15 protein-coding genes and 2 riboswitches are annotated in these 16,151 nt (G+C 35.7%); of the genes, 12 read left to right on the plus strand and 3 right to left on the minus strand.

The features are described 5' to 3' along the window. The first annotated feature begins 55 nt into the window (after positions 1-55). The 10 genes from EV203_RS06465 (at position 56) to EV203_RS06510 (ending at position 12,728) form a co-directional block, all read left to right on the plus strand. On the plus strand, positions 56-2,281 hold the full coding sequence (locus EV203_RS06465; protein WP_132039695.1) for an ABC transporter ATP-binding protein: 2,226 nt from the start codon (positions 56-58) through the stop codon (positions 2,279-2,281). Beyond that, positions 2,278-4,161 (plus strand): ABC transporter ATP-binding protein, encoded by a 1,884-nt coding sequence (locus EV203_RS06470; protein ID WP_011026525.1) that lies wholly within the window; start codon positions 2,278-2,280, stop codon positions 4,159-4,161. The genes EV203_RS06465 and EV203_RS06470 overlap by 4 nt, the downstream gene beginning before the upstream one ends. Before the next feature lie 64 nt (positions 4,162-4,225). Beyond that, positions 4,226-4,329, plus strand: a riboswitch (TPP riboswitch). Between the two features lie 62 nt (positions 4,330-4,391). Then, positions 4,392-5,030: an energy-coupled thiamine transporter ThiT gene (thiT, locus tag EV203_RS06475; protein ID WP_011026524.1), complete on the plus strand. Its 639-nt coding sequence runs from the start codon at positions 4,392-4,394 to the stop codon at positions 5,028-5,030. A gap of 137 nt (positions 5,031-5,167) precedes the next feature. After that, positions 5,168-5,704, plus strand: coding sequence for a phosphatase PAP2 family protein (locus tag EV203_RS06480; protein ID WP_011026523.1), 537 nt, complete (start codon positions 5,168-5,170; stop codon positions 5,702-5,704). A gap of 64 nt (positions 5,705-5,768) precedes the next feature. Continuing rightward, a riboswitch (M-box (ykoK) riboswitch) is annotated at positions 5,769-5,934 on the plus strand. A gap of 359 nt (positions 5,935-6,293) precedes the next feature. Continuing rightward, positions 6,294-9,002, plus strand: a complete 2,709-nt coding sequence (mgtA, locus tag EV203_RS06490) for a magnesium-translocating P-type ATPase (protein ID WP_132039697.1) — start codon at positions 6,294-6,296, stop codon at positions 9,000-9,002. 214 nt (positions 9,003-9,216) lie between these two features. After that, positions 9,217-9,747 (plus strand): sigma-54-dependent transcriptional regulator family protein, encoded by a 531-nt coding sequence (locus tag EV203_RS06495; RefSeq protein WP_243700602.1) that lies wholly within the window; start codon positions 9,217-9,219, stop codon positions 9,745-9,747. Between the two features lie 21 nt (positions 9,748-9,768). Next, positions 9,769-9,975, plus strand: coding sequence for a helix-turn-helix transcriptional regulator (locus tag EV203_RS13760; protein WP_243700603.1), 207 nt, complete (start codon positions 9,769-9,771; stop codon positions 9,973-9,975). Between the two features lie 296 nt (positions 9,976-10,271). Then, positions 10,272-10,721 (plus strand): hypothetical protein, encoded by a 450-nt coding sequence (locus EV203_RS06500; RefSeq protein ID WP_132039699.1) that lies wholly within the window; start codon positions 10,272-10,274, stop codon positions 10,719-10,721. A 312-nt stretch (positions 10,722-11,033) separates the two neighbouring features. Further along, positions 11,034-12,200, plus strand: coding sequence for a hypothetical protein (locus EV203_RS06505; protein ID WP_132039701.1), 1,167 nt, complete (start codon positions 11,034-11,036; stop codon positions 12,198-12,200). Positions 12,201-12,254: 54 nt separating this feature from the next. Then, complete coding sequence (locus tag EV203_RS06510) at positions 12,255-12,728, plus strand: hypothetical protein (RefSeq protein WP_243700604.1); 474 nt, start codon at positions 12,255-12,257, stop codon at positions 12,726-12,728. A 104-nt stretch (positions 12,729-12,832) separates the two neighbouring features. Here EV203_RS06510 and EV203_RS06515 read toward each other — a convergent pair whose 3' ends face one another. From EV203_RS06515 to EV203_RS06525, 3 genes are read right to left on the minus strand one after another with little or no spacing between them, the layout of a single operon-like run. Then, on the minus strand, positions 12,833-13,177 hold the full coding sequence (locus EV203_RS06515; RefSeq protein ID WP_082990414.1) for an ArsR/SmtB family transcription factor: 345 nt from the start codon (positions 13,175-13,177) through the stop codon (positions 12,833-12,835). A 1-nt stretch (position 13,178) separates the two neighbouring features. Further along, positions 13,179-13,415: a hypothetical protein gene (locus EV203_RS06520; RefSeq protein WP_132039703.1), complete on the minus strand. Its 237-nt coding sequence runs from the start codon at positions 13,413-13,415 to the stop codon at positions 13,179-13,181. A 14-nt stretch (positions 13,416-13,429) separates the two neighbouring features. Continuing rightward, positions 13,430-13,624, minus strand: coding sequence for a hypothetical protein (locus EV203_RS06525; protein WP_132039705.1), 195 nt, complete (start codon positions 13,622-13,624; stop codon positions 13,430-13,432). Between the two features lie 146 nt (positions 13,625-13,770). On the opposite strand from EV203_RS06525, the gene EV203_RS06530 reads away from it, so the two are divergent. Together EV203_RS06530 and argC are read left to right on the plus strand one after the other, a co-directional pair. Next, entirely contained in the window at positions 13,771-14,919 is a 1,149-nt protein-coding gene (locus EV203_RS06530; protein WP_132039707.1) for an MFS transporter, read from the plus strand. Between the two features lie 190 nt (positions 14,920-15,109). Beyond that, positions 15,110-16,144 (plus strand): N-acetyl-gamma-glutamyl-phosphate reductase, encoded by a 1,035-nt coding sequence (argC, locus tag EV203_RS06535; protein WP_132039709.1) that lies wholly within the window; start codon positions 15,110-15,112, stop codon positions 16,142-16,144. The last annotated feature ends 7 nt before the right edge of the window (positions 16,145-16,151 follow it).

Below are 16,151 nucleotides of genomic sequence, written 5' to 3' on the forward strand. Positions count from 1 at the left end.
AAAGATTACAAGATAACTAAATGTAGCAAAAATTTAAGGAGGAGAAGGTGACTATATGACAAAGCTGGCAAGATATCTGAAACCCTATGCAGTATTAATTTTACTTGCAGTATTCTTCATATTTGTTCAAGCCATGAGTGACCTGGCGCTACCTGATTACATGTCTAAAATAGTCAATAACGGTATACAGCAGGGTGGAATAACAAATGCAGTTCCTGAAGCAATAAGAAAAAGTGAAATGGATAAGCTAATGCTTTTTGTCACTCCCAGTGAAAAAGAGGAGATTTTGAAAAATTACACACTCGTAAACAAGATGAGCTCTGATTATGACAAGTATGTTAAAAAATATCCTATACTTTCAAAAGAACCTGTTTATGTTCTTAATAATATAGACAAATCAGAAATTGACAAGATAAATTTGCCCTTAGGAAAGGCATTTCTTGCTGTTTCGGGAATTGAAAAGGCTAAAGAGAATGCCAAAAATGGAGTAATAGAATTTAATGGGAAGAAAATACCTGCAAATGTGGACCTGTTTGCGATAATTTCACGAATGCCAGAGGAACAGCTTCTTCAGATAAAAGATGAAATGAATAAAAAATTTGAAGTTTTAGGGGATGACATGATAATTCAGGCTGCCACAATGGCGGTTAAAAATGAGTATAAAGCAATTGGCATAAATACTGATAGGATTCAGATGAACTACATTTTACACACAGGACTTCTTATGCTTCTGATAACTGGCTTAAGTGCGGCAAGTACTATTATGGTAGCCTTTTTTGCCTCCCGCACAGCTGCAGGAGTAGCGAGAGATTTAAGGAAAGACCTGTTTATTAGAGTCCAGCACTTCTCTAATGCAGAGTTTGACAAATTTTCCACTGCTTCTTTGATAACGAGGACTACAAACGATATTACACAAATACAAATGCTCCTTGTAATCATGATAAGAATGGTATTTTACGCTCCTATAATGGGAATAGGTGGAGTTTTCAGAGCTTTGAGCAAGAGTGTTTCAATGTCATGGATTATAGCATTGGCGGTTATTGTACTTTTTGGGATAATATCAGTCCTGTATTCTATTGCCATGCCTAAATTCATGTTGATGCAAAAATTAATTGACAGGCTCAATTTAGTTACACGTGAAAATCTATCAGGGATAATGGTGGTAAGGGCTTTTAACAATCAAAAGTTTGAAGAAGAAAGATTTGACAAAGCAAACCAGGATGTGACCAAAGTGGGTCTTTTCGTAAACCGCGCTATGGCGATACTGTTTCCTTCAATGATGCTTGTGATGAATGGTGTAACTCTTTTGATAGTGTGGGTAGGGGCTCATCAAATAGAAAATTCCAGCATGAGAGTTGGAGACATGATGGCCTTTATGCAGTACGCTATACAGATAATATTTGCTTTCCTGATGTTTTCAATGCTTTTTATAATGATTCCGAGAGCTTCTGTTTCAGCAGAGCGTATTGCTGAGGTTTTAGAAACAGAGCCCTCTATAAAAGACCCAGAAAATCCAAAGCAGTTTGATGAAACACAAGCAGGAACAGTGGAATTTAGAAATGTGTCTTTCAAATACCCTGGAGCTGAAGATTATGCTCTAAAGGATGTGAGCTTCAAAGTTTTGCCTGGTCAGACAGTAGGCATAATAGGAAGAACTGGTTCTGGTAAAAGTACTTTAGTTAATTTGATACTGAGATTTTACGATGTTACAGAAGGGCAAGTGCTGGTGGATGGGGTGGATGTAAGAGAAGTGAAACAAGAGGACCTTCGCCGCAGAATAGGGTACGTGCCTCAGAAAAGCTGGCTTTTCAGCGGTACTATTAAGTCAAATTTGAAATATGGTAACGACCTGGCTACTGAGGAAGACTTAATAGAAGCAGCGGAAATTGCACAGGCGATGGAGTTTATAAATGAAAAGCCCAAAAAGTTTGACACAGAAATTGCTCAAGGGGGAACAAACGTATCAGGAGGTCAAAAGCAAAGGCTTTCCATTGCTCGTGCCCTTGTTAAAAAACCTGAGATATACATTTTTGATGAGAGTTTTTCTGCCCTTGACTTTAGGACAGAAGCAGCTTTAAGGAAAGCTATTAAGGAAAAGCTAAAAGGCAGCACTGTCATAATGGTATCTCAAAGAGTTTCTACCCTTTTTAATGCAGATCAGATAATTGTTTTGGAGGAAGGAAGAGTTGTTGGCATAGGTAAGCACAAAGATTTAATGAGGACTTGTCCAACCTATAGAGATATTGCTTTGTCGCAGCTTAAGGAGGAGGAATTAGCATGAGCGGAGACAGAAAAGTAGATTCCAAAATGCCGCCAATTCCACATATGGGTAGGGGTGGAGGACCTCGGGCTTTAGTACGTGGAGCAGAAAAAGCAAAAGATTTTAAGGGAACGATGAAAAAATTTATAAAGTATTTGTCTGAGTATAAAATCTCTATAATAACGGTAATTTTACTGGCAATATTAAGTACCTCCTTTTCCATTGCAGGACCTAAAATATTGAGTAAAGCTATCACCAAAATTTTTGAAGGTGTGATGAACAGAATAACAGGTCAGGGAAGCGGAATAGATTTTGAATATATTGGAAGGATAATTTTAATCCTCATTGGATTATACGGGCTAAGCGCTTTATTTGGCTATTTGCAGGGCTGGATAATGTCCGGTGTTGCAATGAAAGTTACCTACAAATTTAGAAGGGAAATTTCTGAGAAGATTAATCGACTTCCTTTGAAATATTTTGAAGGCACGAATCAAGGAGAAATACTTTCTCGTATCACAAATGACGTAGATACAATTACACAGACTCTCAATCAAAGCTTGACACAGATAATTACTTCTGTGACCACAGTTATTGGCGTTCTGATTATGATGCTTACAATAAACTGGCTTATGACGTTGGTTGCTCTTTTGATTATACCTCTGTCTTCTTTAGTAATTGCTTTTATTGTAAAGTATTCTCAAAAATATTTTAGAGAGCAGCAAGATTATTTAGGGCATGTAAATGGGCATGTGGAGGAAATGTATGGAGGACATCACATAGTAAAAGCGTTTAATGGAGAAAAAAAGAGTATAGCCAAATTTGATGAGCTTAATAGCACTTGGTATGATGCTGCTTGGAAGTCACAGTTTTTGACAGGTGTTATGATGCCCCTTATGAATGTGATAGGCAATCTAGGGTATGTCGCTGTTACAGTTTTAGGAAGTTGGTTGGTCATCAAAAATGCGATAGAAGTGGGAGATATACAGGCTTTTATACAGTACATTAGGTCTTTCACTCAGCCAATTGCGCAGATTGCAAATATTTCCAATATACTTCAGCAGACAGCAGCCTGTGCTGAGAGAGTTTTTGAGTTTTTGGAAGAAGAGGAGGAAGTGCCTGACAATCCTAAGCCGATAAAATTGGAGGATATAAAAGGAGACGTTGAATTTAGGAATGTCAAATTTGGCTATAGGCCAGATAAAATAGTCATAAATAACTTTTCTGCTAAGATTAAAGCAGGGCAAAAAGTTGCAATTGTTGGTCCTACTGGTGCAGGAAAAACTACAATTGTCAAGCTTTTAATGAGATTTTACGATGTAAATGAAGGTGCTATCTTAATTGACGGTCACGATATAAGAGAATTTTCAAGGGAAGATTTAAGGTCCCTCTTTGGAATGGTGCTTCAAGACACCTGGCTTTACAATGGAACTATCATGGACAATATAAGATATGGCAGACTTGACGCAACCGATGAGGAAGTGATTAAAGCTGCTAAAGCAGCACACGTTCACAGCTTTGTCAAGAGCCTGCCTGGTGGATATAACATGATGATAAATGAAGAGAGTACTAACATTTCTCAGGGACAAAAGCAGCTTATTACAATAGCAAGAGCCATATTAAAAGACCCAAAAATTCTCATACTGGATGAGGCTACAAGCTCTGTAGATACTTTAACTGAAATACAGATACAAAAAGCGATGGATTATCTCATGAAAGGGCGCACAAGCTTTATAATCGCTCACAGGCTTTCTACAATAAAAGATGCAGATTTAATACTCGTTATGGACCATGGAGATATAGTAGAACAGGGAACCCATGAAGAACTTCTCAAAAAAGGCGGCTTCTATGCTAAACTTTACAACAGCCAGTTTGAGAGGGAAGAAGAGCAGCTTGTAAGTTAAAAGTATTGACACATAGCATAAAAAGTGGTAAAGTTAAAAATAAGCAAAACAAAATACGGGTGGTTATGTCCGCTGGGGGAGCCTGAAAAGGCTGAGACGGCAGAAATGCCGAACCCTTGGAACCTGATGAGGGTAATGCCTCCGTAGGGAATGCGGGCTCAAAAGGCACCGCATGAGGCGGTGCCTTTTTCAGCGAACATAACCTCCTAAAAATGGAGGTGTTTTTGTTTATGTCCTATATTTTAAGCATATTTTCTGATTTTGCAGAGATAAAACCAGTGACCCTTTCTGTAATCCTAGCAATTTTGCTGGCAGCTTTTCTCTTGTATCTTATGAGGAAAAGTGTCAAGTTTGACACAAAAATGCTTGTTTATGGGGCCCTCTCAATTGCTATAGCTTTTGTTCTATCTTATATAAGGTTTTACCACTGGCCCCAAGGGGGATCTATTACACCTGCCAGCATGCTTCCACTGTTTGTTTTTGCCTATTACTACGGTCCCGGTCCAGGAATTGTCGTTGGAATGGCCTATGGGTTTTTGCAGCTGATTCAAGATCCTTTTATAGTACAATGGGTACAGGTTCTTTTGGATTATCCTTTGGCTTTTGGGGCTTTGGGGCTTGCAGGCTTTTTTAGAAAAAATTTAAGTTTGGGAATTTTAGTCGGCGGTTTTGGAAGATTTTTCTCCCACTTTTTGTCTGGAATATTCTTTTTTGCAAGCTATGCTCCAAAAGGTATGAACCCCATAGTGTATTCACTTTTAGTTAATGGCAGTATCATAGGAACAGAGGTTTTAATTTGTTTTGTAGTTTCCTTAATTCCTCAAGTGAGAAATGCCATAGAAGAAGTTAAGAAAAGAGCTTTGGCTTAAAAAGGGGATAGGGCCCCTTTATTTTTTTAAAATTGTGAAATCAACATGGAGGAATTTGAGGGTGAGCTCATAAGAGAGACATTTTATAAAAATTATGATAAGATAGAAATGAAGACTTTTAAAGAGGTGGCCTGTCAATGGAATTAAGAAAAATACTGCAGGACAAGGACAGAAATATATTTTTCTACATCAATGAGAGGATAAAATGCAGCCTCTTGGATAAAATAATGCCCAAAATAACTCATGCGGGTGGCCCTGTTTTCACCGTGTTTGTGACAGTATTTTTGGCCCTTTTTGGTAAAAATAATGTCAAAACGTCTGCGATAGAGGCTTTGTTTTCCCTTATAAGTAGTCATCTTTTTGTGCAACTGTTGAAGAGAAAATACACAAGGCCTCGCCCTTATATGGTGCTTGCAAATGCTAACACTTTTCGTCAATTATTAAAAGATTATTCTTTTCCTTCTGGACATGCGACTGCCAGTTTTTCTCTCGCAATGACTTTTTCAATATTCTTTCCCAACCTTGCAATTATCTTTGTTTCTCTTGCAGTACTTGTTGGACTTTCTAGAATATACATGGGGCTTCACTATCCTTCCGATGTTTTAATGGGTTCTACAATAGGCATTGCTTTTGCTTATCTTACTCATTTTATGAGTGTAAGAATTTTTGTGTAAAAATTTTTGAAAATAAGTTGACATTGTGCAAGAAGAAGAATATAATGTAAAAGGGCGTGAAAATTTAATACCTCGTTAGGTGAGGCTCCTATACAGATACAGGCTGCTGCCCGGAAACATCGAGAGATGGTAACGGGTGAACAGGCATTACCGAATCAAGGTTTTGCCTAATGCAGCTGGAGTTTTCTCCAAAGCTGTATAGTGCCAAAGCTCAACGAAGGAAATTGGATGGAAAGCCTCTTTCTTTCGTTGAGAGAGGCTTTTTAAATTTTGCGGAAAAACGGAGGTGAGAAGAATGGACGGTGGAGGTAGTAGCATAAGTAAAAAGGGTATATGTAATGCGGCATTAAAGAAGGATGGGGAACTTTCTCCACTTCCATTCTTCTCACCGGTAATCATAGTATAGCCCTTTTTCTGGTTTCCCTCCCCTTCTTTTAATGCCCTGTTACATATACCTCCAAAACACTGTCTTCCTTTTAATTCCATCGTCTCTTTGTGAAAGATTTTTTCCAGAAAAACAAATACTGTAATTGGAAGGTTGTAGTAGCAGCAACCTATACCCTACTATTGTGTTTTGGAGGTGAGGAAAATGATAAAGATTGCAAAGAAAAACGGTGCAAGTGATGCAATTTTTGCTCAGCTAGTAAATTTTGCAAAAAAAGATATTGATGAGGTGCTTGCAAGCTTAGGGACTGATAGAGATGGATTGACTTTAGAAGAAGCAGAAGAAAGACTTGAAATGTACGGTCTAAATGAAGTAGCTCATGAAAAACCAGCTCCTTGGTATGTCCAGCTTGTGAAAGCTTTTATAAATCCATTTATAGGAATCCTCGTATTTCTGGCAATTGTATCATATATAACTGACGTCTTGTTCGTCTTACCTCAAGACAGGGACTGGAGCACCATCATAATAATTTCTATAATGGTCCTAGTTAGCGGACTTCTGCGCTTTGTGCAGGAGTATCGCTCTAACATAGAGGCTGAAAAACTAAAAGCTATGGTTCACACAACAGCAGCAGTTAAAAGGAAAGAAACAGGTGTAAAGGAAATAAAAATGGAAGAGATAGTTCCAGGAGACATAATACATCTTGCAGCAGGAGATATGGTACCGGCGGATTTAAGGGTCATTACTTCAAAAGACCTTTTCATAAACCAGGCTACTTTAACTGGTGAATCTGAACCTGTAGAGAAATATCCGAATTTGAAGGAAGAGAAGAGAAAAGCTGAAAGCTTATCTATATCCGATTTAGAAAATATATGTTTTATGGGGACGAGCGTTGTCAGCGGTTCTGCGATTGGGGTTGTGATTTCGACAGGGGAGCGCACTTACTTTGGTTCAATGGCAAAGACACTGGTCGGCCAAAGAGCTATGACGAGCTTTGAAAAGGGTATTGACAATGTGAGCAGACTCCTTATCAAATTCATGGCAGCTATGTTCCCAGTAGTTTTTATAGTCAATGGGCTGACAAAAGGAAACTGGCTTGACGCTTTGCTGTTTGCACTGGCGGTGGCAGTGGGATTGACACCTGAAATGCTCCCAATGATTGTGACTACAAACCTCGCCAAAGGTGCTGTAGCAATGGCAAAGCACAAGACTATAGTGAAAAGGCTTGATGCAATACAGAATTTTGGAGCGATGGATATACTCTGCACAGATAAAACTGGAACTTTGACTTTGAATAAAATAGTCTTAGAAAAGCACCTGGATATCCATGGGAATGAAGATGACAGAGTGCTAAGACATGCCTTTTTAAATAGTTACTACCAGACAGGCTTGAGAAACCTTCTTGACATAGCAATTTTAGAATACGGCGAAGAAAAGGGAATGAAAGGATCAGAGCTTGAGAAGATTTATAAAAAGGTCGATGAAATACCCTTTGATTTTGTAAGAAGAAGAATGTCTGTCGTGCTAGAGAGCGAAAATGGGGTTGGTGGTAAAAAGAGGCAATTAGTTACTAAAGGCGCTGTAGAGGAGATGCTTTCCATTTGTGATTGGGTTGAGTATAAAGGAGAAGTAGTGCCATTGACAGAAGAGATAAAAGAAGAGGCTTTAGAAATGGTGAGAAAGCTTAATGAAGATGGGATGAGAGTGCTGGCAGTGGCACAGAAGAACGAAGTTCCTCCAGAAGGCGTGTTCAGTGTGGCAGATGAGAGCAAGATGGTATTGATGGGATTTTTGGCATTTCTCGATCCGCCAAAAGAGACAGCCCCTCATGCTATAAAGGCTTTGAAAGAACACGGAGTTGAAGTGAAGATTCTGACAGGTGACAATGAAATAGTGACAAAGAAAGTTTGTAAAGAAGTTGGAATACCTGTGCAGAATGTACTTTTGGGTGAAGAGATAGAGAATATGACAGATGATGAGCTGGCTGAAATAGCAGAAAGAACCACAATTTTTGCAAAACTTACTCCAATGCAAAAGGCAAGGATAATCAAGGCATTGAGGACCAAAGGACATGTAGTAGGATTTTTGGGGGATGGAATAAATGATGCTCCTGCCATGAGAGAAGCAGATGTAGCAATTTCTGTTGATAACGCTGTTGATATTGCCAAAGAGTCTGCTGATATAATTCTCTTAGAGAAGAGCTTGATGGTTTTGGAAGAAGGGGTAGTAGAAGGGCGCAAAATCTTCGGCAATATCATGAAGTACATTGCAATTACGGCAAGCTCCAATTTTGGCAACGTATTTTCGGTGCTTGTAGCCAGCGCTTTCTTACCCTTCTTGCCAATGGCGCCGTTACAACTTTTGTTCCTCAATTTAACTTATGACCTTTCAATGGCATCAATACCTTGGGACAGAATGGATAGAGAGTATATAGAAAAGCCGAGAAAATGGGATGCTGCAAACATAGGGCATTTTATGATCTGGTTTGGACCTACCAGTTCCATTTTTGATATAACGACTTACGCCTTGATGTTCTTTGTGGTTGGTCCAATGGTAATAGGAGGCTCTTATTTCCTGTTGCCTGCTGAGTTAAAAGCCCAATTTGTTTCTCTTTTCCAGACTGGTTGGTTTGTAGAGAGCTTGTGGACACAGACTATGGTTGTGCATATGCTGAGAACAGAGAAAGTGCCATTTATACAGAGCATGCCAGCATGGCCTCTTTTCCTCTTTACAATGACAGCTATACTTGTTGGAACAGTTGTTCCGTTTACTACATTTGGAGCACAGCTTGGCATGAGACCTCTACCTTTAACATATTTTGGGATAGTATTGATACCAACAATACTGGCATATTTGACTTTGGCTCAGTACGTGAAAACCAGGTTTATAAAAAGATTTGGCACTTTATTATAAAGATACCCTTCAGACAAAGGGGACGGTTCCTTTTGTCTGAAATATAAAAAGCCCGGACAGAAAGCACTGTCCGGGCTTTTTATATTTTAAATAAAAGGAATCGACATTTTTCTTTGATACAACATTACAGAAATATTACAATTTGGCAATCAAAGAAGGAATTTGGGGGTTAATGGTGAAATATTACAATATGGAGCATATATGGAGGGAAAATATGGACAAGATTGTAAAGTTTGAGACACATAAGGGTCTATTTGAACAGTCGTGGGGGAGATGTTTAAAAAGGGGCTTAACACCGGATAAAAAGTTAGTGGCGTTGAATAATGTAAAAATTGTTGAAGATAGCAAAAGATATTCATTAATTAAAGCTTTTCGCAAAAGCATTAAAGATTTGAAAGATATTAATGATTTTAAAAACTTTATGTTTTTGTTAACTGATAAAGAAGGTGTAATACTGGAATTAAACTTACCCCATGCCGATATCGATTTTTACTTAAAAAAGGGTATGGTATTAAAAGAAGAAATTGCAGGTACAAATGCAGTATCACTGGCGATAAGAGAGAAGAATATAGCGGTTGTAAGAAAAGAACAGCACTATATTGAAGATTTAAAAAGGTTAAATTGTACTGCTGGGCCTATTTTTGATAAAGAAGGAAATTTGATAGGGATAGTAGACATATCTTCTGAAAATGAGTTTAATGATAATTTAGTAGCAGTAGTATTTTTACTGGCAAGATATATATAAAGAAATTACCAGGAATTTGAGATGGAAAGAATAAAAAGAAAATTTGACGAAATAGATATAAAGATACTCAAGCTTACGGCAGAAGGGAAAACAGATAAAGAAATTGCAAAAACAATTAATATGTCACTAAGCAATATAAAGTATCATAAAAGGAAAATTTTCAAACTATTGGGAACAAAGAATGTGAAGGACTGCATATACAAGGCAACAAAGTTAGATTTAATATAAGTTTTTATTGTTTTTACATCACTAAATAAGGGATAAAAGATGTTAGATTGTACTTTAGTACAAATTTTAAAGGAGAGAAACTCGGTTTTTATACTAAAGTACAAAAGTAAGGGCTATTTTAGTGAAAATTTATACTTTTGGTCAATTGACATGATGCTGGAAATAAGATACCATGGATATAGAAGGAATTACCGGTAGTCCTTAGAATTATTAAAAAGACAGGTGGAGGAAAAAAGGTTTTAAAAGTTGTTCTATTAGAATGCTAAGAATATTTGAAATTAGGGGGATGAAATCAAATGAAAAGGATAGTATCATTTTTATTGTGTTTGACATTACTTTTATCAGCAACTGTTGTATTTGCTGCAACAGATAATATACAGGCAAAAGGTGTAATATCTAAAGCTGGAGACATGTCACAAAATATAGTCGAACCAGAATATATAGCTTATTGTCCTGCAAGTCCTGATGGCTATCATTTAATGAGGCCAAATACTGGTGGTTTATCAAATCTTTGCTGGATTGAGAATGGGAAAATAATATATTCAAAATACACTTTATGGAAATGCCAGTATTGTGGGACAGAACTGTATGAATCAACAGGTTATGATGTATGGGCATATCCCTCTGATATTTACAAGCAGGAAATACATTATAGTATTTTGGGGGTTTATTACGATATATATATTTATCCGAGATATGGTACTTTACCTGGGTTAAATGAAGGATACAAGTACCGATTGTACTGAACATAAAATGTTGATAGCAAAAGGTTAACTAAATAAAATTTAAAGTAATAAATGCATAAAATTTTCTATAAATAACTTATCCCAACTGTATAAACAAGGTAATCCTAAAAATTTGGGATTACCTTGTTGTTGGTTTTTATAACTTGAACTTCCAAAAAGCGAAAATAAAAAATATTACTGATTCTTTGGAAAAGAAAAATGCTGTTTTTAATTTGAAATATTACAGCAACATTGAAATATTACAATTTTGTAAACGTATGGGTGTAGAATATAAGTTAAAAATTTTACAAAGTATTTTTATGAGGTGAGGTTATGAAAAAGATGAGGTATTTTTTATTGGCAGTGTTAATGGTAGCGTCATTGATTTTGGTATCCTGCTCTAATGAATACGCAAATTTGGAGGAGTATCAATTCAATAAAAGTTCTGACCCCAAGTTAGTTTATGCAGATGAGAATAAAGTCATCATTAACGATGGAGAAGACATGGTTGTTGAATCGAGAGGGAATTTCTACAGGTTACCTATAAAATTAAATCTTGGGATAGAAAGTTTTATATTGACAAGCCCGAGTGGGAAGAATGCTTTAATAGGTACAATCGATAAAGATGGTTCTAACAATATAGCTATTGTAAATTTTTTTAAAGGATCTAAACTAACATTGGATCAGGGAGTTATACGATATGTAATTTCTAATTTTTATTCTATGCTGCCAAATGACTATTATTTTGCTTATACTAATAAAGGTTCTGAAACAATTAAATTGGTGGATTTGGATGCTCTAAAAATTCGTGAAGTAAAAGTGAATGTGCCTGTTAATGATGCAATTGGTGTAAAGAGGAATACAGGGTACCAGATTTATTTTGAAAGTTCAGGAAAAATCTACAAAAAGCTAGAGCAAGAGGAACCTAAATTAGTTACAAATGGGTACTTGTTATCTGTAGATGAAAATAGCAATGTATATTTTTACAGAAATATAAACATAAAAACCACGAAAATATATAAGGTGGACAAAAATGGAAGAGAAAAAGAAATAGCTTTAATTGACAAACCTAATGAATTGATAAAGAGAGGGAGTGAAGCGGTTATTTTTATTACAGCAGCTACTGATAAACAATTTTTAGAAAACAATATAGAATTTATAAATTTGATAACGGGGAAACGTACTACTTTATCAGGAAATCTCAACGACGTGGTTCCTTTACTGTATGATAGAGGAAATATTGCAATAGTTTTTTATAGAGATGGAAGAGCGCAAATAGTTGATACGAGGACAGGGAAAATAGAGCTTATAGAAAATTTTGACAAGTACGTACTTTCAGATTTAAAAATGACATTAGGATTAAATGTTTATAAAAATTACCCTATAAAGTTTAATAAAATTGTGCAATTGAGAAAAGAAAATGATAGCATTAGGCTTTTATTGGTGGATTCTCATAACAAAATTCTAAAAATTTTGGCACAGCAGCAGCTGAAGGATTAAAAAGATTGAATCGAAAGGGGATCCGAAAAATCTAGTAGAGAAAAAAGAGTTGTAATGCCAGACAAATTTGGAAGAGTGGAATTGAATGGAGGATATATAGGCTTATCTTACGACTTTTCTCAAGTGAAGATATTAAAAATAGGTGATGATAGAATTGAAGTTATAGATAAAAAAACAGGAAAGCTATTAGATGTCTATGGTGAAGAAATCAAATCTTTGGATAATGGTAGGAGCCAATATATAGTATATCGTGAAAAAGAAAATGATTTTGGAATTCTACGATTGTATACAATTTTTGAAACCCAAGAGGAAAATGGGAATAAAGAAATTGGCAAAGTAGTAGGTAAGTATTGGGATATAATGTCGCGAAGTGGTTGGTATATAGAAAATCAGCATGTAGTTATTATTTCTACAACGGGGAATTTTCCTACTACAGAAATAGAAACGGGTGGCACAGTTACTATTGTTAAAAATAGAGTATATAGAGATATAAATTCGCTTTTTTTGAAAAAAACTATGAATTTATAAGAAAAAATATTGATTTGGGGTGTCGTTATAGTTTGTATTAAGTTGTGGCGTATAGAACAAATGAGGACTCTTTTAAAAGAGCCCTCATATTGTTTTTATCTTCGTTATTGAGATTTTTCATCTTCTAAATTAATTTCTTTAGAGATTTCATGGAGCATTTGAGGTGTTAGTCTCATATCAAAATGAGTTAATTCATAATATTTTGTGGCTTTTCCATCACTGGAGATTTCCATACTTGCTTTTACAAGTCCTGCTTCTTCTAATTTGCGAAGATGGATGTATAAAAGAGGTCTGCTTATGCCTATTATTCTTGCAAGTTCGCTTATATACTGCCTATTTTCATACAAAATGCCTAATATTTTTATTCTTACAGGGTGAGATAGGGCGTCAAAAATTTTTATAATCTTTGCCGGATCTAAATATTCTGGTGAGGGGTTGTGTTCAGCCATTTTAATCAACTTCCTTTAACAGTTTTTCTATTTTCTCCAGCGCCTTTTTCACTGCATCTATCTCATTTAATAGATCGTTTGACATTTTTATATAAAGGTCATTTTGTTTTCGCATATTTGATATTTTTACAAAGGCAAATATAGAGAAAACTGCAAAGATAACTGCAAAGATAACTGCTAAAATAAAAGGCGTAAAAAGTGTGATAATTGCAAATAAGTCTGTGCCCGATATATTCATATTAATCCTCCTTTTTATTCTATATTTTCAAGTAATTTCTCAATAGATTCTGCTTTTTGACGTAAAGATGACAGTTTTTCTTGTGTCTCTTGATTTAATTTAGAAAAAACTTTAGATTGCACTTGAAGCTTGGTTATTTCAAGAACAATTGCTGTTAAAAAAATTATTGAAGTGATAGAAAGGGCGAGTATAAGATAAACAAATCCCATTTTAAAAACCTCCTCAATTTTTCATTTCACATGTAATAATTATATTACATATGAAATAATTTGTCAATATGCATTTGCTATTTGGAGTAAGTTTTTTTATAATTATGTAAAATCAAATTTCATCCACAAAAGAAAGAGGGAGATAAATGGGATATGCAGCTATTATGTATTATTTTTTCATACTCTTTTACGCAGTATTTTTTATGAGTGGGGCTATTTACGGAACTTTTGTGCCGGTTTATCTGGACTACATAGGTTATAGTAAGAGTGAAATTGGAATTTTAATGTCTTTAGGTCCTTTTGTCGCTATAATAGCTCAGCCGTTTTGGGGAATTACAAGCGACAGAGCGAGGTCTAAAAATTTTGTTTTGCAAATTTTATTTTTAGCTAGCATTTTTACTATGGCATTGTTTCCTTTGTCGCGAAGTTTTTATTATCTTATAGCTGTTATAGCGTTTTTCACATTTTTTCAGAGTTCTACTGGTCCGATAAGTGATGCCATAACATTGGAGCATTTAAGCGAGATAAATCAAAACTTTGGACCGATTAGAATGGCTGGTACGATAGGATATGCGGTAATGTCAGTTATAGCAGGATGGTTTGCGCAAAGGTATATTGGGAGTATTTTTATTTTGAACATTGCAGTGATGTTCATAGCTTTTATGATTGTTTTTAAACTTCCAGTTGTAAAAGGACATCAGTTTGGAAAAGAGAAAATCTCCATATGGAGACTTTTTTCAAATAAAAATCTGGTAGTGCTGATGGCTCTCAATTTTTTAATTCAGACTACTCTAGGGTTTTACTATACGTATTTTCCCATCTACTTCAGGCAAATAGGAGGGAGCAACGAACTTCTAGGATTAGCCTATTTTATTTCTGCAATGAGTGAAATACCGTTTTTGTTATATGCTGACAGAATACTTAAAAAGATAGGTACAAGATGGGCATTGATAGGGGCTAGCACAGTAGCTGCAATCAGATGGTTGATTATATTTTTTATATCAAAAGCCTGTTTGTTTTTACCTTTTCAGCTTTTACACGGATTAATTTTTATAGTATTATACTATTCCATGGCAACCTATATTAATCAAGAAGTTCCAAAAGAATTAAGAGCATCAGGGCAGACCATGAACAATTTAATAGGCATGGGTATTTCAAGGATTGTGGGAAGTTTATTAGGAGGATTTTTAAGCGACCTTTATGGAATAAAAATGGTATTCCTTTATAATTCTATATTAGCTTTTTCTGTAGTATTAATTTTTGGGTACATCTTTTTAAAAAAGACAACAAGATAGTTTTTGTAAATTTTAGGAAGAAAAATTTTTTGAAAAAACTCTTGAAAAAATTTTTTTCGGTGATATAATGGTAAGTAAAAGCTGCATAAATATAAATAAAATAGTTTATTTATGCAGCAATTATTTTTTTACGAATTTTTGCATAAATATAAATTAAACTGTATATATATTTACAAAGGGAGGCAGCCGGATGATAAAAGTTGGGATATTTGGAGCAACTGGATACACTGGAGTAGAGCTTATGCGCCTTCTTTCAAAGCATGAAAAAGTAAAAATAGAGTACATTTCGTCTCAAAGTTATGCAGGAAAGTCAATAGCAGATGTCTATCCATCCCTTACAGGGTTTTATGACATTTCTCTCGATGATGTAGAGGTAGAGAAGGCGGTTTCAAAGTGCGATGTAGTTTTTACGGCGCTACCTGCAGGTTATGCTTCTAAAATTGCAAGGGAAGCGGTAAAAAAAGGGGTTAAAGTGATTGATTTGGGGGCAGATTTCAGATTTGACGATTATTCGACTTATAAAGAATGGTATGGCGGAGAATACGATGGGTATGATGGGATAAAAAGAGCGTATGGCTTACCTGAGATTTATAGAGATAGTATAAAAGAAGCCGATGTAGTGGGAAATCCAGGGTGCTATCCTACTAGTGTGATATTAGGGCTTGTTCCTCTTTTGAAAGAGAAGGTTATAGATGGAAACATAATTATTGATTCAAAATCGGGGATATCGGGAGCAGGCCACAGCCCGTCACAGAAGAATATATATGCAGAATGTAATGAAAGTATAAGAGCATACAATGTGGCAAATCACAGGCATGTGCCCGAGATGGTTCAGGAACTTTCCAAGGCATCGGGAGAAAAGGTATCGGTGGTTTTTGCACCTCACTTGACACCTATGACCAGGGGAATTTTGAGTACAATGTATTGCAAGCTAAGAGAAAATTTAAATCAAGAGGAAATTTATGAGGTTTTCGCTGAATTTTATAAAAATGAGTATTTTGTGAAGGTGCTAAAGCCTGGGGCTTATCCTTCTACTAAAAATGTATATGGTTCGAATTTTTGTCACATAGGTTTTGAAGTTGACAAAGCGACAGGTACTTTAGTTGTAATGACTGCCATTGATAACTTAGTAAAAGGAGCATCAGGTCAAGCGATCCAGAATATGAATATAATTTTTGGGCTAGAAGAAAAAACAGGACTTGATATAGTGCCGGTATATCCATAGTAAAGCA

The sequence above is a fragment of the Caldanaerobacter subterraneus genome (assembly GCF_004345675.1).
Taxonomy (GTDB): domain Bacteria; phylum Bacillota; class Thermoanaerobacteria; order Thermoanaerobacterales; family Thermoanaerobacteraceae; genus Thermoanaerobacter; species Thermoanaerobacter subterraneus.